The sequence below is a fragment of the Streptomyces sp. LARHCF249 genome, assembly GCF_052871255.1.
The window spans coordinates 162,789-184,245 of sequence record NZ_JBIXJQ010000010.1; the positions used below are offsets into that span (position 1 = coordinate 162,789).

Sequence of the window (21,457 nt, forward strand, 5' to 3'; positions counted from 1 at the left end):
ATCCGGCCAGCGGAGGGCCCGAGCCCGCCCCCGCACCTGAGAGAATGAAGCCATGGCTTCTGATCGTCCTCGCGCGCTCTCCGGCATCCAGCCCACCTCAGGCTCGTTCCACCTCGGGAACTACCTCGGTGCCATCCGCCAGTACGTCGCCCTCCAGGAGACGCACGACGCGTTCTACATGGTCGTCGACCTGCACGCGATCACCATGCCGCAGGATCCGAAGGATCTGCGCGCGAACACCCGCCTCTCCGCCGCGCAGCTCCTCGCCGCCGGCCTGGACCCCGAGCGCTGCACGCTCTTCATCCAGAGCCACGTGCCCGAGCACGCGCAGCTCGGCTGGGTCATGAACTGCATCACCGGCTTCGGCGAGGCCAGCCGGATGACCCAGTTCAAGGACAAGTCCGCCAAGCAGGGGGCCGGCAACGCCACCGTCGGGCTGTTCACGTACCCGATCCTCCAGGTCGCCGACATCCTGCTCTACCAGGCGAACGCCGTCCCGGTCGGCGAGGACCAGCGCCAGCACATCGAGCTGACCCGCGACCTGGCCGAGCGCTTCAACCAGCGCTTCGGCCCGACCTTCACCCTCCCCGCCGCGCACATCGTCAAGGAGGTCGCGAAGATCTACGACCTCCAGGACCCGGCGATCAAGATGTCGAAGTCCGCGTCGTCGCCCAAGGGCCTGATCAACCTCCTCGACGAGCCCAAGGTCACCGAGAAGAAGATCAAGAGCGCGGTCACCGACACCGAGGCCGAGATCCGTTTCGACACGGAGAAGAAGCCCGGCGTCAGCAACCTGCTCACGATCTACTCCACGCTCACCGGTGAGACGGTGCCCGCCCTGGAGGCCCGCTACGAGGGCAAGGGCTACGGCGCGCTGAAGACCGACCTGGCCGGTGTGATGGTCGATTTCGTCACACCCTTCAAGCAGCGCACCCAGGAATACCTGGACGACCCGGAAACGCTGGACTCCATCCTGGCCAAGGGCGCGGAGAAGGCCCGCGCGGTGGCCGCCGAGACCCTCGCGCAGGCGTACGACCGCCTCGGATTCCTGCCCGCCAAGCACTGACGCGGGCACCGGGAGGAAGAGGGCCCTGGCGAGACCGGGGGTGCTGGCCTCACACTGGCGGCAGCAGTCCATCCAGACACACGGAGGAGAGATACGTGGGGACCGTAACGCTCGGCGTTTCGATCGCGGTCCCGGAGCCGTACGGCAGCCAGCTCCAGCAGCTGCGCGCCGGCTTCGGGGACGCCGCCGCGCACGGCATCCCCACGCATGTCACCCTCGTCCCGCCGACCGAGGTGGAGGCGGACCGGCTCCCGGAGATCCGCGCCCACCTGGCCGAGGTCGCCGCCGCCTTCCGGGCCTTCCGGATGCGGCTGGAGGGGACGGGAACCTTCCGGCCCCTCTCGCCGGTCGTGTACGTCCAGGTCGTCGAGGGCGCCGAGGGCTGCACCCGCCTCCAGGGCGAGGTCCGCGACCCCCAGGGGCCGCTCAGCCGCGAGCTGGCGTTCCCGTACCACCCCCACGTCACGGTCGCCCACGGGATCTCCGAGGAGGCGATGGACCTGGCGTTCACGACCCTCGCCGAGTACGCGGCCGAGTGGGTCTGCGCGGGCTTCGCGCTCTACGAGCAGGGCTCGGACGGGGTCTGGCGCAAGCTGCGCGAGTACCCCTTCGGCACCGGTCCCACGGGTGTCCCGGCGCAGCTGGGGTCACCCGCCGATGAAGCGGCCGGGACGACCGCGCTGCCTTCCTGACGGAGCGGCCGCAGGGCCTGGTACGTGTGGAACCTGAGCCTGCGCAGGACCAGGGCGTGGAACGGGCGGTCCGTCCGGGGCACTTCGCGAAAAGTCACAGTCGACGACCGTAGTCCCAGAAACCGGCAATACCGGCCATTTCCGACAGCTCAATTACGGTGACTTCATGGACTGGCTGACGAAACTCCCGGTGATCGGCCCGCTGGCGTCCCGTCTGATGCGGACACACGCGTGGCATTCGTACGAACGTCTGGACCGCGTGCACTGGAGCCGGCTCGCCGCGGCGATCACCTTCATCAGCTTCCTGGCGCTCTTCCCGCTGATCACCGTGGCCGCCGCCGTCGGCGCCGCGCTCCTGAGCCGGGACCAGCTCGACCGGCTCCAGAAGAACCTCGCCGAACAGGTCCCCGGCATCTCCGACCAGCTCGACCTCGAGGCGCTCGTCGCGAACGCCGGCACCGTCGGCCTCGTCGCCGGCGCCCTCCTCCTCTTCACCGGCATCGGCTGGGTGGGCTCCATGCGGGACTGCCTGCGCGCCGTGTGGGAGAAGGACGACGAGGACCAGGGGAACCCCTTCGCCCGCAAGGGCAAGGACGGTCTGGTCCTGCTCGGCCTCGGCGGCGTCGGCCTGGCCTCGGCCGCCGCCTCGATCTTCGGCGCCAGCGCGGTCGGCAAGACCGCCGAGTGGCTCGGCATCCCGCGCGAGGGCGCGGGCGGCGCGCTGCTGCGCTCGGGCGCCTTCCTCGTCGGCGTCCTGGCCGCCTTCCTCATGCTGCTGTACGTACTGACCCTGCTCCCCGGCGTCGAACCGCCGCGCGGCCGCCTGATCCAGGCCGCCCTCATCGGCGCGGTGGGCTTCGAGCTCCTCAAGCTGCTGCTCAGCGGCTACATCCGCGAGGTCGCCACGAAGAGCATGTACGGGGCCTTCGGCGTGCCGATCGCCCTGCTGCTCTGGATCAACTTCACGGCGAAACTGCTGCTGTTCGTCGCGGCCTGGACGGCGACCCGCGGCGACGAAAAGGCGACCGAGCCCTCCCGCGCCTAGGCCGGTACTCCTCCGGGTGAATTCGGAGATCATCTGCGTCGGGTCTGGGTAGGCCTGCCGCGAGGTTCCGTGCACGATGCAACGGGATCGACGGAACCGATGAGATCGATCGTCCTGGCCGCACCTGGAGGGCTCATGTCCGCTTCACACCGCCTGCGCAAGCTCCTCACCACGACCGCCGCCGCCCTGCTCCTCTCCGTCGCGGGGGCCGGCCTCGCTGCCCCCGCCAGCGGCGCCACCGCCGGCACCGCCCCCAGCACGGTCCAGCAGGTACGGGCGGCGCCCGCGTTCTACGCCGGCGGGCTCTGGGTCCTCTACCAGACCAACGCCACGGTGCACGTGAACCTGACGCAGGACAGCGCCGGCAACCTCTTCGGAACCGTCTCGTCCGGTGACACCGTCGGGACCCTCGAAGCCGGCGGCGCCGTGGACGGGGAGAGGATCTACTTCACCGTCCAGTGGAACCACGGGCCGCGCGGCCGCTACACCGGGGTCCGCGGTGCGGACCACCGGCTGTCCGGCACCACCCACGACCTGAACAACCCGGCCAGCCAGGCGAACTGGTTCACCCAGCGGATGTTCTGACAGGAACGGAAGACCCCCGCACCGCGGGGGTCTTCCCCCGCCGGGCTCACACCAGGTCCTCGCCCCGGCTCCGGCGGCCGCGCGGCCAGCGCCGGTTGACCACGAACGCCCCGCCCGCCAGCACGGCCAGCGCACCGCCCGCGACACCCAGCGCCGTACCGATGCCGCTCGAGCCCGCACCGCCCGCGGACGGGTTGTTCTCGTGCGACTGGGCCGGGGAGCCGTGCGGGGAGGTGTCCGCGCTCTTCGGCGGCACCAGCTCACCCACCGGCTTGACCTTCCCGGCCGCCGCGAAACCCCAGTCGAACAGCGCGGCGGTCTCCTCGTACACCGAGTTGGCGCCGCCCGCGCCCGGGTTCATCACCGTGACCAGCAGTTTGCGCGCGCCCTTCTGCGCCGCACCGGTGAAGGTGGAGCCGGCCATCGTCGTGTTGCCGTTCTTCACCCCGGCGATGCCCTTGTACGGGGAGATGCCCCCCGCGCCCGTCATCAGCCGGTTGGTGTTCTGGATCTCGAAGTAGTCCCGCGGCTTCCCGGGCTCCTGCAGGCCGGGGAACTTGGCCTCGACCGTGCCGCAGTACTCCCGGAAGTCGTGCTTCTGCAGACCGGAGCGGGCGATCAGCGTGAGGTCGTACGCACTCGACACCTGCTCCGGGGCGTCGTACCCGTCGGGCGACACCACGTGGGTGTCCAGTGCCTGGAGCTCCTCCGCGTGCGCCTGCATGTCCTTGACGGTCTTGTCGATGCCGCCGTTCATGGCCGACAGCACGTGCACGGCGTCGTTCCCCGACCGCAGGAACACCCCGAGCCACAGGTCGTGGACGCTGTACTCGTGGTCCTCCTTGACCCCGACCAGACTGCTGCCCGGGCCCACGCCCTCCATGTCCTCGTCGGTGACCTTGTGGACCTGCTCCTTGGGCAGGCCCGGCAGCACGGTGTCCGCGAAGAGCATCTTCATGGTGGAGGCCGGGGGGAGCCGCCAGTGCGCGTTGTGCGCGGCCAGCACCTCGCCGGACTCGGCGTCCGCCACGATCCACGAGCGCCCCGTCAGGTTCGAGGGCAGGGCGGGCGCACCGGGCAGCAGGTTGACCTGGGTCCCCGGCTGGCCGAGCCGGGCCCCGCCGACCGTGGACATCGACACCGGGGGCGCGGGAGCCGCCGGGGCCTTCACGGTCTTCGGCGGCTGCGCCTTTCCGTCGGCCGGCGCGGCCGGCGGGGTCGGCGCGGCATGCGCGGGGGCCGCGAGGACCGCGGGCACCAGCAGCACGGCGGAAAGGACCGTCAGCGCGGTCTTCTTTACAGACACGCAGGTGAAAGTACCTCCCGATCGGCTGGACGGCGGCGCTGACCGGCCCATTCGGTACAACCACTGCCGGGACAGCCCACCCCGGCGCGTCCGTCCTGGGGACCGATCCGATACTGGGGCCATGAGACTCAGCCGTACCGCCTCCTGGTTCCTGCTCGCCTTCGGAGTGTGGAGCTGGTTCATCTGGGTGTCTTTCGTCCGGAACCTGTGGAAGAACGGCAGCGGGCAGGCATTCGATGCGGCGGGCGACCCCACGGCCTACTTCTGGGTGCACCTGACGCTCGCGGTGACGTCCTTTCTCCTGGGGACGGCCGTCGGGGTGATCGGGTTGCGCGGGGTCCGGGCGCTGCGGCGTGCATCACGTGAGCAGCAGGACGCAGAAGAGCAGGGCGCAGAAGAGCAGGGCGCAAAGAGGCAGGACGCAAAGGAGCAGGACGCATGAGAATCGCCGTCTTCGCGCTGGTCGCGCTCACGGTCATCGCCCTCTTGGTGCTGGTCCACCGCTGGCTGTGGATCCGCCTGGTCCGCGACACCACCGCCCCCGGCGGCCTGCCCCGCCGCGCCGGCACCACCTTGGCCATCGCCCTGCCCCTCCTCTCCGTGGCCGCGCTGACCGCGGGCCGCGCGGGTGTTCCCTTCCCGATCGAGCAGGCCGTGGCCTGGCCCGGGTTCCTCTGGCTCGCGGTACTCCTGTACCTGACCCTGACGATGCTGGTCGCGGAGCCGATCCGCGCGCTGTTGCTCCGCCGACTGGCCCACCGGGTCGCCTCCGGAGTGGCGGCACAGGCACAGGCACAGGCACCGGTACCGGCCGCTGCCACCGCTGGTGCCGGCGCCGGCGCGGGCGTTGACCCGGCCCCCGCCCCCGCCCCGGCCCCCGGTCCCGACACCGACCTGACCCGCCGTCGGTTCGTCGCGCGGGCGATCGGCGGCTCGGCCGCCGCCGTGGCCCTCGGGACCGTCGCGAACGGGGCGTACGGCGCGCACGGCGTCCTGCGCGGGCCCAGCGTCCGGCGCGTACAGGTCCCGCTGGCCAAGCTGCCGCGCGCCGCGCACGGTTTCCGGATCGCCGTCGTCAGCGACGTCCACCTCGGCCCGATCCTCGGCCGCGCCCACACCCAGCGCATCGTCGACACCGTCAACCGGACCCAGCCCGACCTCATCGCCATCGTCGGCGACCTCGTCGACGGCGACGTCCACGACCTCGGACCGGCCGCCGAGCCGCTGCGCCGGCTCACCGCCCGCCACGGCACGTACTTCGTGACCGGGAACCACGAGTACTTCTCCGGCGCCCAGCAGTGGATCGACCACGTCCGCGAGCTCGGACTGACCCCGCTGGAGAACGCCCGCCGCCCGCTCCCGTACTTCGACCTCGCAGGGGTCAACGACATCGCGGGCGAGACCGAGGGACACGGCCCCGACTTCCGGGCAGCGCTCGGCGACCGCGACCGCGCCCGTACTGCCGTACTCCTCGCCCACCAGCCCGTCGTCATCCACGACGCCGTCAAGCACGGCGTGGACCTGCAGCTCTCCGGCCACACCCACGGTGGCCAGCTGTGGCCCGGCAACTACCTCGCCGAGCTCGCCAACCCCACCGTCGCCGGCCTGGAGCGGTACGGCGACACCCAGCTCTGGGTGTCGCGCGGAGCCGGTGCCTGGGGCCCTCCGGTCCGGGTCGGCGCGCCGTCCGACATCACCGTCGTCGAACTCGCCTCATATCAGGCCTGACCGCGATCTCGGCCCGGCCCGGGACGCCTCCCGGCGGCGTCCTCGGCCACCGGCCGCAGGCCTACGCGGTCTTCGGGTCGGACGGGTCCGCCGGGTCCTGCTCCGGATCCGAGGCGCGCTTGCGGGCACCAGCCGTGGCGGTCTGCGCCATACCGGGCAGGAAGTCCGCGAACAGCTCGTGCACCTCGCGCACCAGCGGCCGCAGCACCCGGAACCGGGCCAGCACGATGCCCCGGGTCGTCAGCTGGGCGCCGCGCTCGGCGAGCCGCCGCGTCTTCTCGCTGTTCGGCGACCGGTCGAAGACCCAGTACAGGACCAGGCCCATCTGCGAGAGCCACATCAGCTCCGGCAGTACGTCGGCCAGTTCGGCCGGCACCTTGGTCTTCGCCCCCGCGAGCACCTCGCGGTGGATGTCGATCGCCGCCTGCCGCGCGTCCTCCGACTCGGGGGAGAACGGGCTGAGCGGACTTTCAGGGTCCGCCGCGTTCTTGAAGAACTGAGAGGCGAACTCGTGGTACGGGGCCGCGATGTCCATCCAGCTCGTCAGCACGCCCGCGAGCCGCTTCTGCAGATCGGTCTCGCTGTCCAGGATGGGCCGGACCGCCGCCTGGTGCGCGGCGCCGATCCGGTCGTAGAACCCCTGGACCAGGTGTTCCTTCGATTCGAAGTAGTAATAGGCGTTGCCGACCGAGACACCGGCCTCCTTCGCGATACCCCGCATCGTCGTCTTGTCGAAGCCGCGCTCCTGGAAGAGACGGAGCGCGGTCTCGAGGATGAGCGTGCGGGTCTGCTCGCTCTTGGGAGCCTTCTGATCAGTCACGGTGCACGAGCCTATCGGGGGACGGAGCACTGGTCGTCACAGGCCGGGTCCTCCGCCCCCTGCGGACCCCCCTCGGTCCGTACGGCCTGTCGCCATGCGGAGGCCGTGTACATGGCCGCCCGGGCAAAGGGCCGACCGGCGGGCGCGGCCAGCCAGTTGGCCTTCGGCCGGTGCTCGGCCAGCGCCCACAGGCACACGATGAAGGCGTCGGTCCCGGTCCACACCTGCCCGGAGTCCCCGATCACGGTGATCTCCTTCAGCGTCGACTCGTGGTCGAGCTTCGGGAACCGCCGCCGCGCCTCGAACGACGCGGCGGGGATGAGCCGTAGCGGTACCAGCCAGCGCTGTGCGAGCAGCCAGTGCCTGATGTGCACGCAGAGCGGACAGCCGGCGTCGTAGAGCACGGTCAGGTGCTGCACCGCCGACCCGGGCGCGGCCATCGGTCAGGCCCCGGCCGGAGCGGTCCACCCCTGCGGGGCGACCGGCGGGGTCTGCTGGCGCTCCATGATGCCGCGGCGGCGCATCTTGTTCAGGACCCAGACGTTGCCGAGGTGCATGACCCCGAGGACCAGCAGGACGATGCCGAGCTTGGCCGAGAGCGCCTCGAAGAGTTCGCGGGCCTTGACTATCTCCTCGCCCGAGCGGAGGTAGAGGGTCACGAAGCCGATGTTCACGAGGTAGAAGCCGACCACGAGGAGCTGGTTGACGGCGTCCGCGAGCTTCTCGTTCCCCTGGAGGACGTCGCCGATGAAGACGCGGCCGTTACGGCTGAGCGTACGGGCGACCCAGATGGTGAGCCCGATGCTGATGAACAGGTAGATGACGTACGCGACCACAGTGAGGTCCATTGCCCTCAGCCCCCTTGAACGTGTTCAACTGCTGACAGGCATGACTGTAGGCCTTTTTTTGAACAGGTTCAAGCGAATGTCGGGCGACGGCCTGCCGAAGGCGGTGCTTTCGCGCGGTCAGAGGGCGAAGAGCGCGCCGCGCCAGGTCCATCCCGCGGCGAGGACCGTGTTGCGCAGCGGATCCTTCACGTCCCGGGTGTCGAAGCGGAGCGCCTCGACCTTGTGCCGGCGGCCGTCCGGCCCCTTCTTGAACTCCCACTGCCTGTACACCGCGGTCGCCGGGCCGCGGCCGTACTGCTCACGGGAGGACTCGTGCGACGGCTCCCACCGCTCGTCGAGGGCCCGTACCTCGCGCGTCGACGGGAGCAGGCGCATACGGATCTTGAGCGTCAGGCGCAGCTCCGGGACCCGGCAGGCCGCCACCAGGTCGCACCCCTCCTTCGGGGTGCCCCGGCGTACGGCGAACGGCAGACCCGTGCCGTTGAGCGCGAGCAGCGCGTCCCGGACCTCTGGGGCGGGCCGCGGCCGGATGCCCTTGTGCGGGTGCCTGGTGCCCGTGTACCTGTCCCACAGGCGGCCCATCAGAGCTTGAAGACCACTCCGCGCCAGGTCCATCCGGCGGCGAGCACGGCCTCGCGCAGCGGGTCCTTCAGCTGCGCGGTGTCGAAGTCGAAGACCTCCGTCCTGTGCAGGCTGCCGTCCTCGCCCCGCTCGACCGACCAGCGCTTGGACACCGTCTTCACCTGGCCGCGGGACTGCTCGGCGGCGATCGCCAGCCGGGGCGTGTTCCCGGCCCAGGTGACCTCCCACTGCTCGTCGAGGGCGCGGACCTCGTGCTTCTCCGGGACCAGGCGCATCCGGACCTTGAGGGTCCGGGTCAGCTGGGTGCGGAGGAAGAAGGTGTTCCAGGCAGGTTCCAGGATCCGCCACTCGGCCAGCAGGTCGGCCTTGTCCGCGGGGGCGGCGTTGCGGACGGCGTACGCCACGTCCGGCGCGTTGAGCGCGAAGAGCGCGGCCCGTACCTCCTCGGCGGAACGGGGTGCGACTCCGCCCGCGGGGTGCTGGGTGCCGGTCAGTTTGTCGAAGAGGCCCATCGGATCAGCCTTCCCCCGTCCCGGTCTCCGGGCGGACGGTGCGCAGGAATTCCTGGAAGTCGCCCAGGACGCTGTCGTGCTGGGCCGCGGTGGCGGTCAGGACCATCTTGATCACCGCGCGCTTGTGCGGGTCCTTGGCGTCGACCACGGCCAGCTGGACATGGGACTGGACGAGATCGCGGCGCGCGCCGCCGGCGACCGCCGAGAACGTCAGCCGCTGGGTCAGGCCAGGGGAGTCCGCGGAGCCGATCTCCCGGCGGTGGACCACGGTCACGGACTCGGCGACCCCGTGCAGGTTCTGCACCGACGCGTCGGCGAGGCCCTCCAGCGTCGCCTCCTCCGCCAGGAACTCGCCCTCGATGGTGATGTTGGCCGTGAACCCGGCGTCCGGATGCGGATGCAGCGCGACGAAGGCCACGCCCGGGGCGTTGACCGCGTCCGGCGGGGCCGGGACCCAGCCATCCGGCAGGCGGAACTCGATCGGCACGGGCAGTGTCGTGGACATCTAGGACCTTCCTTCCAGGGCAAAGTACATCAGTCGAACCAGCTGACGACTTCGTCCTTGGCGCCGCCGGCGAAGTCGCCGACCGCGTCCGCCGCATCGCCCACCGCGTCGGCGGCGTCGCCCGCGGCGTTGGTGAACTTGTCCGGGTCGAAGGTGAACTCGGCGCCCACGGAGCCGCCGAACCCGAGGGCGAGGCCCGCCTTGCCGCCGATGTGGAACTTGCCGTCTTCGCCCTTGCCGAAGGTCACGTTGGCCTCCGCGCCGACGCCGGCCCAGCCCTCGGCGGTCCCGCCGGCGCCGATGCCGGCGACCTCGCCGCCCCCGGCGACGCTGGCCTTGCCGCCGGCGAACGCCTTCGCTCCGGCGTTGAGGCCCTCCGGGCCCACCCCGGCACTGACCCCGGCCTCGCCGCCGGCGAATCCCTCGACGCGTCCGTACCCGCCGACGTGCCCGTACTCGATCCGGCCCTCGTTCAAGGCGCGGATGCCCACGGACGCCTCCGCCTTGCCGACGAGGCCCTTGTTGGTGGCGCCGTAGTTCGCGGTGGCCCGGGCTCCGCCGTACCAGTCCTCGACCCCGGAGAGCTTCACGCCGCCCATGGTGGTCGAGCCTTCCGCCTTCGCGTGGAAGAGGTCGGCGTACGCCTTGACCGAGCCTTCCTTGCCGTACTTGGTCCCGCTCACCGTGAAACCGGCGTCGGGTCCGGTCACGGTGACCTTGCCCTCGCTGTCGGTCTTGGTCTCGACCGTGGACTCGTCGGGCTTCTTGACCTTCGCCAGGTCGCCCTCGGCGTAGTTGTTGAACCCGTTCAGGGTCTGGTCGGCGCCCTTGCCGAGGGCGTCCCGGTTGCTGTCGACGACGGCGCCCTCGAGGGCGACCTTGACGAGCTGGTCCGCCTCGGTGACGGCCTTCACCCGGTCGTTGATGTGCGTCTGCCACTTGGCGACCGCTTCGCGGATGATCGTCTGGCCGTCGGGGTCGTGCTGGTAGGCACTGCGCTCGGACGGGGTGAGCTTCGCGTAGTCGAAGGCGACGTGTCCCTGCTCGGAGACGGTCATGCCGGCGGCTATCGCGTCGTCGCGCGCGCTCTCGAGCTTCTTCTTGAGGTCGGTGAACTTCTCGTGGGCGTCGCGCAGCAGGCTCGCGATGGCCTTGGCCTGGCTCTGCGCGGCGGCGTACTCGTAGCGGGTCGCCGCGAAGCCGGTGTGGGCGCTTCCGGCGCTGAGGCCGGACCAGTTGTCGCCCATGGTGATCTTCTGGACGGTCTCGCCGTAGCGCGTCTCGACCTTCTTCAGCTCGCCCGCCATGGAGTCCCACTTGGCGGCGGCCGTCGTCAGCAGGCCCAGGTCCGTGGTCATGACTTCCGCATAGGTCAGCACCGCAGCCCCCTACAGACCGTTCAGCTTCGACTGCGACGCGAACTGGTTGTACAGGCCCGTGTCGTTGCGGGCGAAAAGGCCCGACGCCCCGCGCAGTGCGCTCTTCTCCGCGGCCAGGCGGCCCATCAGGGTCTTCACCTGCTGGTCCCAGGTGTCCGCCACCTTCTTCAGGCCGGAGGCGGTGTCCCAGCCCTCGAAGCCCTTCTGGGCGGTGCCGGTGGCGTCGTCCGCGTGCTCGGTGGCCTTCTTGGTGTCCGGCTCGAGTTCGGTCTCGATCGTGTTCGCCGCGGCCTTCTTCTCCGCCGGCGTGGAGGCGAAGTCGCCGGGCCCGCCGGGACCGACCGGAGCCGGCGGCCCTGGGCTCGACAGCCCTGGCTCCGGCGGCACCTGGTTCAACCGCATGCCCACCTGACCGAGATCCTCTGACATGTTCACGCCTCCCCGTCCCGAGGTCTCGATCATATGCACGGCAGATGTGAACCGGCCAAGGCGCCCTGCGGGCCGGGGCGCCTAGACCGCCTGGCGCGGCTGCACCCACAGCGCCTCGGCGAAGGCGCAGAGGTCGCCCGCCGCCGTGGCCAGGGCCGTGCCGACCGTGTACTTGCGGCCCTCCGAGCCGAGCAGCCAGGAGTACGTGACCAGGCCTTCGCCGACCGGAACCGGCCGCAGCAGCCGGGCGGTCAGCGCGGCCGTGACGGCTCCTGCCGGGCGGCCGCCGAGCAGCCTTCCGGCCGCGTTCCCCGGACAGTCCAGCGACCCCCACACCAGCTCGGGCGGCAACAGGCCCTCGGAACCCACGAGTTCGGGTGCCGGAGTCCACGCGGTGGCGACCATGTCCTCACGGCCGGGCACCAGCCCGCAGTGCTGGCCCAGTCCGGTGGCGGGCGTACGGTCGAGGCCGCAGCCGAAGCAGTCCGTCGACCCGTCCGGCGGGGCCGCCCGGTAGGCCTGGGCGGCGGCCGAGGCCGCCGCCCAGGAGGGCGCATCGGGTACGCCGGCCACGTCCGTACGCAGCTCGGCGGGTGTCGCGGCCGCCAACGGCAACTCACCCGAGGTGAGTTCGGCGCCGCCGTCGGCCGTCCCGGTGAGCAGGACCGGTGTACCGGTCGGCACCGGCCGGCGGAAGTCCACCCGTACGGTCTTCGCCGCGGCCCGCCCGGCGAGCACGCCCGCCACGTAGCCGCCGAAGGCGACTCCCGGGTATCCGCAGAGGTGGTCCGGAACCGTGATCGTCTCGAAGTCGGTCATGGCGCCACTCCATCACAGACCCCGGCCGCCGAACTCGGTGGACAGCCAAGGCGCCCCTGTCCGATAGTCCGCCGTATGACTTCTCTCGTGCGACACCTCACCTTCGACTGCTCCGACGCCTACGCCCTGGGGCAGTTCTGGGCCGGCGTCCTGGACGGCAAGGTCTCCGACGAGGATTCCCCGGGCGACCCCGAGGCCCTGGTCACGGCGCCCGGTTCGGCGCTGCTGTTCGTGACGGTGCCCGACGCCAAGACCGTGAAGAACCGGGTGCACGTGGACCTCCAGCCGCAGGACCGCACGCGCGACGAGGAGGTGGAACGCATCCTCGCCCTGGGCGCCACCGTCGTCGGCGACCACCGCAACCCCGACGGCACGGGCTGGGTGACGCTGGCCGACCCCGAGGGCAACGAGTTCTGCGTGGAACGCAGCGCGGCCGAGCGCGATAAGTAGCCGAGACCCGGGAGGACCGGACCCAGGACGGGCGCGTCCCGTCGGCGTGCACGTCACCGGATCGGGTGCAGGAACTCCAGCAGCAGGTCCGTGATCGCGGCCGGACGCTCCAGCGAGGGCAGGTGGCCCGCCCAGGGCAGTTCCAGGTGGCGGGCGCCCGGGACGAGGCCGGGGAGCTCGGCGGCGATGTCGCGGAAGTCGGGGAGGTCGTGGGCGCCGCCGACGGCCAGGGTCGGCGCGGTGACGGAGGCGAGGTCGACGGCCGGCTCGGGGAGCTCGTGGTCCCCGGCGGGGATCAGGGAGTTCCGGAAGTTCCGCAGCTGCATGTCCCGTACGAGGGCGTGCGCGGCCTCGTCGGCGTCCGGGCCGAGCCAGGTACGGGCGTTCAGCGCGGCCGCACCCGCCAGGTCGCCGGCCTCCACCAGCGCGTCCTCGGCGGCACGGAACTCCTTCACCTCGGGGCTGTCGGGCCGGTGCCCCGGGCGGCCCGCGCACAGCAGGGCCAGGCGGGTCGCCCGCTGCGGGTGCAGCGCGGCGACCGTCAGGGCGACCTGCCCGCCGTACGAGGACCCGACGAACGCGGCGCGCCCGATGCCGAGCCGGTCCATCAGGGCGACGACGTCGCCGTGGTCGCTGTACGGCTCCTCCGCGGCGGGGGAGTCCCCACAAGTCCGGAAGTCGAGACGGACCACCCGGAACCCGGCTTCGCCGAGCGGTCCGTACTGCGGGTCCCACATACGCCGGTCACAGACGGAAGAGTGCAGCAGCACCACGGCGGGTCCGTCCACGGGCCCGGACACCTCAAAGTAAACGCTCATCCCCGGATCCTCCGGCCCCGGGCCCCCAACCGCCACTGGATTTCAGGGGCTTCGGGGGACAGTGCCTCACATGCTCAGCGACCGGGCGAAGTTGATCTGGCCCATCACCCGCTGGTACGCCATCGCGTCCGTGGCCGGGATCATCGTGGAGTGGTGGCGGCCCGCGCTGGTGACCGTGATCTGGATGTAGCCGGTGGTCTTCTTCTCCTTCATCAGGAGGAACAGCAGGCCGAGCAGGCAGAACAGGAAGAAGATGACGGCCAGGATGATCGCGTGGGTGGGGATCTTCTCCTCGGTGCGGGAGAAGTCCGTCGCGTTCCACATCGCGCCCCGCAGCGGCATCGCGCCCGACGGGGTGATGATCTGGTCGCCGGCGATGCTGATGTCGCCGAGGGAGAAGCCGGCGCCGCCCGGGGCGGCGGTGGGGTAGGCGGGGGTCGGCATGCCGGCGCCCACGGTCGGCTGGTAGGCCGGGGCCGCCGCCGGGTAGGGCTGCGGATAGCCGTAACTGGCCTCGCCCGGGCCCCACTTGTAGTCGCCGCCCTGGCTGGGGTCGCTCGCGTAAGGATTCGGCTGCTGCTCGCTCATGTGGCCGATCCTTCCACAGTGACCAGCCGGGGCGCCATGAACGCTGAGTCTCCCGGGGCTACTTGCTCTCGGGCTTGCGCCGCGCCGCCGCGAAAACGGCCTCGACGTCCAGGGTGACCTTGGCCCCGATCGACTCGGGCAGGGTGACGAGCTCGCCGGGGGCGTGGACGCTGTGGACGGCGTACTCGTCCAGCTCCGGGTCGGTGAGGACGTGCAGGCGGTTGTGTTTGCGGTCGACGATCACGTAGACCGGGACCTTGGCATCCGCGTAGGCGGCGACCTTCGTGCGGAGGTCGGTCTTGTAGTTGCTGGAGGTGACCTCCAGGACCAGGCGGAACGCGACCGGGTCGTAGCAGTTGAACTTCGCCGCGTGCTCCCTGTAGTCGGCGTCGACCAGCGAGAGGTCCGGGATGGCGTAGTCCTCGGGCCCGTCTGGGAGCCAGAGGCCGATGGCCTGGAGCACCCTTGCCTCATCGCCATGCAGCCCTGCGGCGAGGAAGGGCAGCATGAGATCGGTCAGGGCCTCCGCGTGGGGGCCGTCGGCCGGTGGGGACATGAGGATCTGCCCTCCGATGATCTCGACTCGGAAGCCCGGGTTCCGTTGCATGAGCTCGTCGGCATGATCGAGCAGTGTCTTCTCGGCCTGGGGCTGGGGTTCGCCGTAGGGCTGCTCAGCATGTGCTGCGGACATCACGTGCCTCCCGTGGGCTGCTGTCGAGACCATCATCGTAGGACGGAGACCGGCTCGGCGGCCGGAAGCCGGGCCTTCATCAGAACGGGCGAAAGCCCCGCCCCCGGTGCACAAACCGGGGTGCGGGGCCCTCGTACGGCAGGTGAGCGCCGGGTCAGAAGCGGCGCGTGATCAGGGCGCGCTTCACTTCCTGGATCGCCTTCGTGACCTCGATGCCGCGCGGGCACGCGTCGGTGCAGTTGAAGGTCGTGCGGCAGCGCCACACGCCGTCCTTGTCGTTCAGGATCTCCAGCCGCTGCTCACCGGCCTCGTCGCGCGAGTCGAAGATGAAGCGGTGCGCGTTGACGATCGCCGCCGGGCCGAAGTACTGGCCGTCGTTCCAGAACACCGGGCACGAGGACGTGCACGCGGCGCACAGGATGCACTTCGTCGTGTCGTCGAAGCGCTCGCGGTCCTCGGCCGACTGCAGGCGCTCACGCGTCGGCTCGTTGCCCTTGGTGACCAGGAACGGCATGACGTCGCGGTACGCCTGGAAGAAGGGCTCCATGTCGACCACGAGGTCCTTCATCACCGTGAGGCCCTTGATGGCCTCGACGGTGATCGGCTTCTCCGGGTTGATGTCCTTGATCAGCGTCTTGCAGGCGAGCCTGTTCTTGCCGTTGATCCGCATCGCGTCGGAGCCGCAGATGCCGTGCGCGCACGAGCGGCGGAAGGTCAGCGTGCCGTCGAGGTCCCACTTGATCTTGTGGAGACCGTCGAGCACGCGCTCCTTCGGGTCGATCTCGATCTGGAAGTCCTGCCACTGCGCCTCGTCCGAGATCTCGGGGTTGTAGCGGCGGATCCGGAACGTGACCGTGATGTACGGCGAGGCCGCGGCCGCGGCCTCCATCTCGTCCGTCTTGGACAGGGTGGGGGTGGCCATCAGTACTTACGCTCCATCGGCTGGTAGCGGGTGACGACGACGGGCTTGTAGTCCAGCCGGACGGAGTCCTTGCCGTCGTCGCCGACCTCGCGGTACGCCATGGTGTGGCGCATGAAGTTGACGTCGTCGCGGTTCGGGTAGTCCTCGCGGTAGTGACCGCCGCGGGACTCCTTGCGCGCCAGCGCGGACACGGCCATGACCTCGGCCAGGTCGAGCAGGTTGCCCAGCTCGATGGCCTCCAGCAGGTCCGTGTTGAAGCGCTTGCCCTTGTCCTGGACGGACACGTTCTTGTAGCGCTCGCGCAGCTCGGCGATCTTCTCGACCGCCGTCTTGATGGTCTGCTCCGTACGGAACACCATCACGCACGCGTCCATCGTCTCCTGGAGCTCCAGGCGCAGGTCGGCGACCCGCTCGTTGCCGGTGGAGCTGCGCAGCTGCTCGACGAGGTCGATGACCTGCTGGGCCGGGTTCTCCGGCAGCTCGACGTAGTCGTTCTGCGCCGAGTACTCCGCCGCCGCGATGCCGGAGCGCTTGCCGAAGACGTTGATGTCCAGCAGCGAGTTGGTGCCCAGGCGGTTCGCGCCGTGCACCGACACGCACGCGACCTCGCCGGCCGCGTACAGGCCCGGGACGACGGTGGTGTTGTCCATGAGGACCTCACCCTCGACGTTGGTCGGGATGCCGCCCATGGCGTAGTGCGCGGTGGGCTGGATCGGGATCGGGTCCGTGTACGGCTCGATGCCCAGGTAGGTACGCGCGAACTCGGTGATGTCCGGGAGCTTCGCGTCGAGCTGCTCCGGCGGCAGGTGCGTCAGGTCCAGGTACACGTGGTCACCGGCCGGACCGCAGCCGCGGCCCTCGCGGATCTCGGTGTAGATGGAGCGCGAGACGACGTCACGGGACGCGAGGTCCTTCATGACCGGCGCGTACTTCTCCATGAAGCGCTCGCCGTCCTTGTTGCGGAGGATGCCGCCCTCACCGCGGGCGCCCTCCGTCAGCAGGATGCCCATGCGCCAGATGCCCGTCGGGTGGAACTGGAAGAACTCCATGTCCTCCAGCGGCAGGCCGCGGCGGTAGCAGGCCGCCTGGCCGTCACCCGTGAGGGTGTGCGCGTTGGAGGTCACCTTGAAGAACTTGCCGGTGCCGCCGGAGGCGTAGATGACGGCCTTGGCCTGGAACACGTGGATCTCGCCGGTGGCGAGCTCGTACGCGACCACACCGGCCGACTTCTTGACGCCGTCCTCCTCGACCAGGAGCTGGTCCAGGACGTAGAACTCGTTGAAGAACTCCACGCCCTCCTTGACGCAGTTCTGGTACAGCGTCTGGAGGATCATGTGGCCGGTGCGGTCCGCGGCGTAGCAGGACCGGCGGACCGGGGCCTCGCCGTGGTTGCGCGAGTGGCCGCCGAAGCGGCGCTGGTCGATGGTGCCGTCCGGGGTGCGGTTGAACGGCAGGCCCATCTTCTCCAGGTCGAGGACGGCGTCGATGGCCTCCTTCGCCAGGATCTCGGCGGCGTCCTGGTCGACCAGGTAGTCACCGCCCTTGACCGTGTCGAAGGTGTGCCACTCCCAGTTGTCCTCTTCCACGTTGGCCAGCGCGGCGGCCATGCCGCCCTGCGCGGCGCCCGTGTGGGAGCGGGTGGGGTAGAGCTTCGTCAGCACGGCCGTGCGGCTGCGCTTCGTCGCCTCGATGGCGGCGCGCATGCCCGCGCCACCGGCGCCGACGATGACGGTGTCGTACTTGTGGATCTTCATGAGTCGATTCGCCTCAGCCCGTGCCTAGCGGATGTTCGGGTCGAAGGTGAAGATCACCAGCGTGCCCAGAAGGATGGTGAACACCGTGGCGGTGTAGAGCAGGCCCTTCAGCCACAGCCGCGTGTTGGCGCGCTCCGCGTAGTCGTTGATGACGGTACGCAGGCCGTTGGCGCCGTGCAGCATGGCCAGCCACAGCATCAGCAGGTCCCAGACCTGCCAGAACGGGGAAGCCCACCGGCCGGCCACGAAGGCGAAGCCGATCTTGGAGACGCCGCCGTCGAGCACCAGCTGGATCAGCAGGTGGCCGATGACGAGGACGACGAGCACGATGCCCGAGAGGCGCATGAAGAGCCACGCGACCATCTCGAAGTTGCCACGGGTCGAGCGCGGGGTCTTGCCCGTGCGCTTGCGCGGGGCCTCGATGTACGGCGCCGGGTTGTCGACGTCGTAGAGGCTCACGCCCTCGACGTCGCCGATGACCTTGGCGGAAGAAGTGTCAGAAGACATGCGTGTCACTTCCCGAACAGTTCAAGGTAGGCGTGGCTGAGAAGGGGGTAGATGGCCCCGATCATCAGCGCGATCCAGATGCCCACGACGTACCAGAGCATGTGCTTCTGGTAGCGGGGGCCCTTGGACCAGAAGTCCACTGCGATGACACGCAGACCGTTGAGCGCGTGGAACAGGATTGCGGCGACGAGGCCGTACTCCAGCAGCGCGACGATCGGCGTCTTGTAGGTAGCCACGACATCGTCGTACGCCTCGGGGGAGACGCGGACGAGTGCGGTGTCGAGGACGTGTACGAACAGGAAGAAGAAAATGAGGACGCCGGTGACTCGATGAGCCACCCAGGACCACATTCCTTCCCGGCCGCGGTACAACGTTCCAGCCGGCACGGAAAACCCTCCGGAAGCGGGGCGGGGGCCAGCCGGCTTCTTTGTCGGTCGGGCCCGGCCGGGTACGGTCCTCCGGCCCCGGACATCGTAGCGACGCTTTGTCGGTTCCTTCGCGCGGGGGCCATCGGTGTGATCAAACAGGCTCGGACGGACTATCCGACAGGGGCGAATAGCCCCATTTCAGCCCCAGTCGGACCATCGGCAGACGTCAGCCAATGTGTCAGGTCGCACAGCCGGGCCTGCGCGAGGCGGCGCAGCTCGTCGGCGGAGATGGAGCGCTCCTCGTCCACGTCGTGCCCCATCCGTCTGCGGATCGCGCCCAGCAGCTGGTCGGCCTGCTCCTCCGGCGTACGCCCTTCGAGGCAGATCACGAAGGCGTGGCCGAACTTGCGTTCGTACTCCGCGTGGCCCGCGTCGAGGGCCAGTACGGCGGAGTACGGGGCCCCGTGCTCCAGTTCCGCCGAGCACTCGGCGGCCAGCGCCTCGGCCAGATCCGCCTGCGAGAGGTCGTACGAAGCCTCGTCCGCGGCGGCGAGCAAGGACTCGGAATCGGGGTACGGGCGGTGTGTGGCGACCCGGTGGGCCCAGCGCCTGCTGCCGCAGCACTGCATCAGGACCGCCTCGGCGACCTGTGGGGACAGCGTGTTGAACCGCGCCAGCCCGGAGCCGTGCGAGGGTTCGGAGCTTCCGCGGGCCTGTGCCGGAAGGTGGCTGGACAGCGGGGCTCCTCGGGGCGTGGCGCGGGTGTCCTGTCACGCTAGCGACGCGGGGCGGGGTGTGTCGTACGCATTCGGGGAATTCACCCGGAAGTGAGCCGAAAGGATGACGGGAGCATCATGGATACGCACCGAAGAGGGGCCGGGAGTCGGAGACTGTCCGCGACGGGGAGGGCGGCCGAGGCCGCCACCCCCCACAGGAGAGGCCCCGGCCACCATCCGTCACGGGCTCGTGCGACAAGCCCGTATCCCTGTCAGCGCCCTGAGTGCGTTTTGTGTCACACCTCGCTCCGCGCAGGAATGGTTGCTCGTTGTACAACTCGTGGACGAAGGTGCGGGAAAGCCGTAACGTGCTGATTTGCGCCAGACGTACAGGACAGTGAACGGGTTGGGGACTTTGCTGGGGGACGACGCGGAGCTGACCGCCGCGGTGCTCGCGGCACAGGACGGCGAAGAGAACGCGTTCCGTGCTGTGTACCGCGCCGTGCACCCACGCCTGCTCGGATACGTACGCACGCTCGTCGGTGACGGCGACGCGGAGGACGTGACCTCGGAGGCCTGGCTGCAGATCGCCCGCGACCTCGGGTCCTTCACCGGCGACGCCGACCGCTTCCGCGGCTGGGCCGCACGCATCGCGCGCAACCGGGCCCTCGACCACATCCGCATGCGCGGCCGCCGCCCCGCCATCGGCGGCGACGACACGGAGCTCACCAGCTGGGCCGCCGACTGCGACACCGCGGGCGCCGCGATGGAGGCCCTGTCCACCGGCAGCACCATGGCGCTCATCGCGCAGCTGCCGCAGGACCAGGCCGAGGCCGTCGTCCTGCGCGTCGTGGTCGGCCTGGACGCCAAGAGCGCGGCCGAGACCCTCGGCAAGCGTCCCGGCGCCGTACGGACCGCCGCGCACCGCGGTCTGAAGAAGCTGGCCGAGCTGCTCGGCCCGGAGGCCGCGGAGGGCGGCTTCGAGCCGGAGTCGGACCTCGACGGGGATGCGGGTGCGCGCGTCGGCCATAATGCCGGTGGCCAGGCACGGGGCGGCAGGGGCGGGAGGGATCTCGACGCCGTACCCGCGCAGCGCGGCCACGGCGGGGGACTCGTAGAACAAACCGGTGTGACGCATTCACGTTGGCGGACGCAGAAGGACATGTGATGGCCGACGAGCACGACAGGTGGCTGGACAGTGCCGCCGCGGACAGACTGCTGCGCGGCGAACCGGTGGAACCCGTGGGACCGGCCGCCGATCCGCGGGCCCGGCGCGAAGCCGCCCGGCTGCGGGCCGCCCTCGACAGCCTCGCTCCGGCCGCTCCGGCCGCCGGCGAACTGCCCGGCGAGGCCGCGGCCATGGCCGCCTTCCGCGCGGCGCACGGCGCGAGCGCGCCCTCGTCCTCCGCGCCTTCTTTCAGCGCGCCCCCGTCCTCCGCACCCGCGCTCTCGTCCGCCGCGCTCTCGCCCTCCGCGACGGCGGCCCGCTCCGGCGAACCGCTGGTCGCCCTCGGCCACGCCGCCGGCCTGCGCGTGCCCGCACCCCGGCGCGCCCGGGCGGTGCGGTTCGGCCTCGCGGCGGCCCTGGCGAGCGTCGCGGTCGGCGGACTCGCCGCGGCGGCGGGCGCCGGGCTGCTGGACCAGTCCCGGCGCGACACCGCGGGTCCCGGACCCGCGATGTCCGTCAGCGCCGACGGGGACCCGGCTCCCGGCGACGGCGGCGGCTCGACGCTCGCCCCGCAACTGCGTCCCACCTCCCGGCCGGACGGCACCGGTCCGACGGCCTCCGCGGGCACCTCCCTGCCGCCCGGCGCGGACGGGTACCCGGTTCCAGGCGGCGGCCTCCTCGGCGGGACCTCGTCCGGCGGCTCCGCCACCGGCGGCGCGGGCACGGCCACCAAGGACGGCGACACCAAGGACGGCACGTTCCGGGTGGACGGCACCCCGGACGGCTCCGGCGACGGGAGCACCACCCCGGACCGCGACCGCGACCGGGAGAACCAGCGCCGGGCCGTGGACCTGTGCCAGGACTACCGGGCCGGGCACCTCAACGACGACCGGCGCGAGCGGCTGTCCCGCCTGGCCAAGGGCCTGGCGCGCATCCCGTACTACTGCGAGGCGCTGCTGGACGGCGTCGTCCACGACGACGGACGCCTGAACAGCCCGAGTGCGCCGGCGGACAGCGGTACGAGTGGCGGGATCTTCAGGACTCCGAGCACGGTTCCGGGCCCGGTCTCGTCCCGCCTGTAACACTTTTCGAATCTGCGGCGCAGTACATAGCGAGCCGACTGGTCATCGGCCGCGCATGAGCCGGGGTTCCCCCCGTA

27 protein-coding genes are annotated in these 21,457 nt (G+C 70.7%); 9 read left to right on the top strand and 18 right to left on the bottom strand.

Going from position 1 to position 21,457, the window contains the following annotated elements; genetic code table 11:
- Window positions 1–52 precede the first annotated feature (52 nt).
- From trpS to ACIPUC_RS27360, 4 genes are all read left to right on the top strand, one after another.
- Window positions 53–1,066 (top strand): tryptophan--tRNA ligase, encoded by a 1,014-nt coding sequence (gene trpS, locus ACIPUC_RS27345; RefSeq protein WP_446592833.1) that lies wholly within the window; start codon window positions 53–55, stop codon window positions 1,064–1,066.
- A 95-nt stretch (window positions 1,067–1,161) separates the two neighbouring features.
- Complete coding sequence (locus tag ACIPUC_RS27350) at window positions 1,162–1,758, top strand: 2'-5' RNA ligase family protein (protein ID WP_446592834.1); 597 nt, start codon at window positions 1,162–1,164, stop codon at window positions 1,756–1,758.
- A gap of 166 nt (window positions 1,759–1,924) precedes the next feature.
- Window positions 1,925–2,803: a YihY/virulence factor BrkB family protein gene (locus ACIPUC_RS27355; RefSeq protein ID WP_446592836.1), complete on the top strand. Its 879-nt coding sequence runs from the start codon at window positions 1,925–1,927 to the stop codon at window positions 2,801–2,803.
- A 135-nt stretch (window positions 2,804–2,938) separates the two neighbouring features.
- Window positions 2,939–3,388: a hypothetical protein gene (locus tag ACIPUC_RS27360; protein ID WP_446592837.1), complete on the top strand. Its 450-nt coding sequence runs from the start codon at window positions 2,939–2,941 to the stop codon at window positions 3,386–3,388.
- 46 nt (window positions 3,389–3,434) lie between these two features.
- Here the strand turns inward: ACIPUC_RS27360 and ACIPUC_RS27365 are convergent, their stop codons facing one another.
- Window positions 3,435–4,745, bottom strand: a complete 1,311-nt coding sequence (locus tag ACIPUC_RS27365; protein ID WP_446592838.1) for a D-alanyl-D-alanine carboxypeptidase family protein — start codon at window positions 4,743–4,745, stop codon at window positions 3,435–3,437.
- 70 nt (window positions 4,746–4,815) lie between these two features.
- Here ACIPUC_RS27365 and ACIPUC_RS27370 point away from each other — a divergent pair, with 70 nt between their 5' ends.
- Both ACIPUC_RS27370 and ACIPUC_RS27375 read left to right on the top strand, forming a co-directional pair.
- Window positions 4,816–5,136 (top strand): SCO4848 family membrane protein, encoded by a 321-nt coding sequence (locus ACIPUC_RS27370; RefSeq protein ID WP_446592839.1) that lies wholly within the window; start codon window positions 4,816–4,818, stop codon window positions 5,134–5,136.
- Entirely contained in the window at window positions 5,133–6,422 is a 1,290-nt protein-coding gene (locus ACIPUC_RS27375; RefSeq protein ID WP_446592840.1) for a metallophosphoesterase, read from the top strand. The genes ACIPUC_RS27370 and ACIPUC_RS27375 overlap by 4 nt, the downstream gene beginning before the upstream one ends.
- Window positions 6,423–6,483: 61 nt before the next feature.
- Here ACIPUC_RS27375 and ACIPUC_RS27380 read toward each other — a convergent pair whose 3' ends face one another.
- From ACIPUC_RS27380 to ACIPUC_RS27420, 9 genes are all read right to left on the bottom strand, one after another.
- Window positions 6,484–7,242, bottom strand: coding sequence for a TetR family transcriptional regulator (locus ACIPUC_RS27380; RefSeq protein ID WP_446592842.1), 759 nt, complete (start codon window positions 7,240–7,242; stop codon window positions 6,484–6,486).
- An 11-nt stretch (window positions 7,243–7,253) separates the two neighbouring features.
- On the bottom strand, window positions 7,254–7,682 hold the full coding sequence (locus ACIPUC_RS27385; RefSeq protein ID WP_446592843.1) for a thiol-disulfide oxidoreductase DCC family protein: 429 nt from the start codon (window positions 7,680–7,682) through the stop codon (window positions 7,254–7,256).
- A 3-nt stretch (window positions 7,683–7,685) separates the two neighbouring features.
- Window positions 7,686–8,090: a hypothetical protein gene (locus ACIPUC_RS27390; RefSeq protein WP_446592844.1), complete on the bottom strand. Its 405-nt coding sequence runs from the start codon at window positions 8,088–8,090 to the stop codon at window positions 7,686–7,688.
- A 117-nt stretch (window positions 8,091–8,207) separates the two neighbouring features.
- Window positions 8,208–8,672, bottom strand: coding sequence for a hypothetical protein (locus ACIPUC_RS27395; protein WP_446592845.1), 465 nt, complete (start codon window positions 8,670–8,672; stop codon window positions 8,208–8,210).
- On the bottom strand, window positions 8,672–9,184 hold the full coding sequence (locus tag ACIPUC_RS27400; protein ID WP_446592846.1) for a hypothetical protein: 513 nt from the start codon (window positions 9,182–9,184) through the stop codon (window positions 8,672–8,674). The genes ACIPUC_RS27395 and ACIPUC_RS27400 overlap by 1 nt, the downstream gene beginning before the upstream one ends.
- Window positions 9,185–9,188: 4 nt before the next feature.
- Window positions 9,189–9,689 carry a hypothetical protein gene (locus ACIPUC_RS27405; protein WP_446592847.1) on the bottom strand — a complete coding sequence of 167 codons (501 nt, stop codon included), beginning with the start codon at window positions 9,687–9,689 and terminating at the stop codon, window positions 9,189–9,191.
- 29 nt (window positions 9,690–9,718) lie between these two features.
- Window positions 9,719–11,047, bottom strand: coding sequence for a hypothetical protein (locus ACIPUC_RS27410; RefSeq protein WP_446592848.1), 1,329 nt, complete (start codon window positions 11,045–11,047; stop codon window positions 9,719–9,721).
- Window positions 11,048–11,077: 30 nt separating this feature from the next.
- Window positions 11,078–11,497, bottom strand: coding sequence for a hypothetical protein (locus ACIPUC_RS27415; RefSeq protein WP_446592849.1), 420 nt, complete (start codon window positions 11,495–11,497; stop codon window positions 11,078–11,080).
- Between the two features lie 81 nt (window positions 11,498–11,578).
- Window positions 11,579–12,316, bottom strand: coding sequence for a hypothetical protein (locus tag ACIPUC_RS27420; protein WP_446592850.1), 738 nt, complete (start codon window positions 12,314–12,316; stop codon window positions 11,579–11,581).
- 75 nt (window positions 12,317–12,391) lie between these two features.
- Between ACIPUC_RS27420 and ACIPUC_RS27425 the strand changes: the two genes are divergently transcribed.
- On the top strand, window positions 12,392–12,766 hold the full coding sequence (locus ACIPUC_RS27425) for a VOC family protein (RefSeq protein WP_446592851.1): 375 nt from the start codon (window positions 12,392–12,394) through the stop codon (window positions 12,764–12,766).
- Between the two features lie 53 nt (window positions 12,767–12,819).
- On the opposite strand, the gene ACIPUC_RS27430 is transcribed toward ACIPUC_RS27425, so the two are convergent.
- The 8 genes from ACIPUC_RS27430 to ACIPUC_RS27465 all read right to left on the bottom strand — a co-directional run bounded on the left by ACIPUC_RS27430 (window position 12,820) and on the right by ACIPUC_RS27465 (window position 19,151).
- A complete protein-coding gene (locus tag ACIPUC_RS27430; RefSeq protein WP_446592852.1) occupies window positions 12,820–13,584 on the bottom strand; it encodes an alpha/beta fold hydrolase in 765 nt (254 codons plus the stop codon).
- A 66-nt stretch (window positions 13,585–13,650) separates the two neighbouring features.
- Window positions 13,651–14,172 (bottom strand): hypothetical protein, encoded by a 522-nt coding sequence (locus tag ACIPUC_RS27435; protein ID WP_446592853.1) that lies wholly within the window; start codon window positions 14,170–14,172, stop codon window positions 13,651–13,653.
- A 58-nt stretch (window positions 14,173–14,230) separates the two neighbouring features.
- On the bottom strand, window positions 14,231–14,863 hold the full coding sequence (locus tag ACIPUC_RS27440; protein WP_446592854.1) for a Uma2 family endonuclease: 633 nt from the start codon (window positions 14,861–14,863) through the stop codon (window positions 14,231–14,233).
- 154 nt (window positions 14,864–15,017) lie between these two features.
- A complete protein-coding gene (locus tag ACIPUC_RS27445) occupies window positions 15,018–15,785 on the bottom strand; it encodes a succinate dehydrogenase iron-sulfur subunit (protein WP_362308156.1) in 768 nt (255 codons plus the stop codon).
- A complete protein-coding gene (gene sdhA, locus ACIPUC_RS27450) occupies window positions 15,785–17,539 on the bottom strand; it encodes a succinate dehydrogenase flavoprotein subunit (RefSeq protein WP_446592856.1) in 1,755 nt (584 codons plus the stop codon). The genes ACIPUC_RS27445 and sdhA overlap by 1 nt, the downstream gene beginning before the upstream one ends.
- A gap of 24 nt (window positions 17,540–17,563) precedes the next feature.
- On the bottom strand, window positions 17,564–18,046 hold the full coding sequence (locus ACIPUC_RS27455; RefSeq protein WP_030663932.1) for a succinate dehydrogenase hydrophobic membrane anchor subunit: 483 nt from the start codon (window positions 18,044–18,046) through the stop codon (window positions 17,564–17,566).
- Window positions 18,047–18,051: 5 nt separating this feature from the next.
- Complete coding sequence (gene sdhC, locus ACIPUC_RS27460) at window positions 18,052–18,432, bottom strand: succinate dehydrogenase, cytochrome b556 subunit (protein WP_446592859.1); 381 nt, start codon at window positions 18,430–18,432, stop codon at window positions 18,052–18,054.
- Between the two features lie 152 nt (window positions 18,433–18,584).
- The gene (locus ACIPUC_RS27465; protein WP_446593055.1) at window positions 18,585–19,151 is read right to left on the bottom strand and encodes a 2-oxo-4-hydroxy-4-carboxy-5-ureidoimidazoline decarboxylase; all 567 of its coding nucleotides are present in this window, start codon (window positions 19,149–19,151) and stop codon (window positions 18,585–18,587) included.
- A gap of 394 nt (window positions 19,152–19,545) precedes the next feature.
- Between ACIPUC_RS27465 and ACIPUC_RS27470 the strand changes: the two genes are divergently transcribed.
- Together ACIPUC_RS27470 and ACIPUC_RS27475 are read left to right on the top strand one after the other, a co-directional pair.
- A complete protein-coding gene (locus ACIPUC_RS27470) occupies window positions 19,546–20,298 on the top strand; it encodes an RNA polymerase sigma factor (RefSeq protein ID WP_446593057.1) in 753 nt (250 codons plus the stop codon).
- Window positions 20,298–21,380, top strand: a complete 1,083-nt coding sequence (locus tag ACIPUC_RS27475) for a hypothetical protein (protein WP_446592861.1) — start codon at window positions 20,298–20,300, stop codon at window positions 21,378–21,380. The genes ACIPUC_RS27470 and ACIPUC_RS27475 overlap by 1 nt, the downstream gene beginning before the upstream one ends.
- Window positions 21,381–21,457 lie beyond the last annotated feature (77 nt).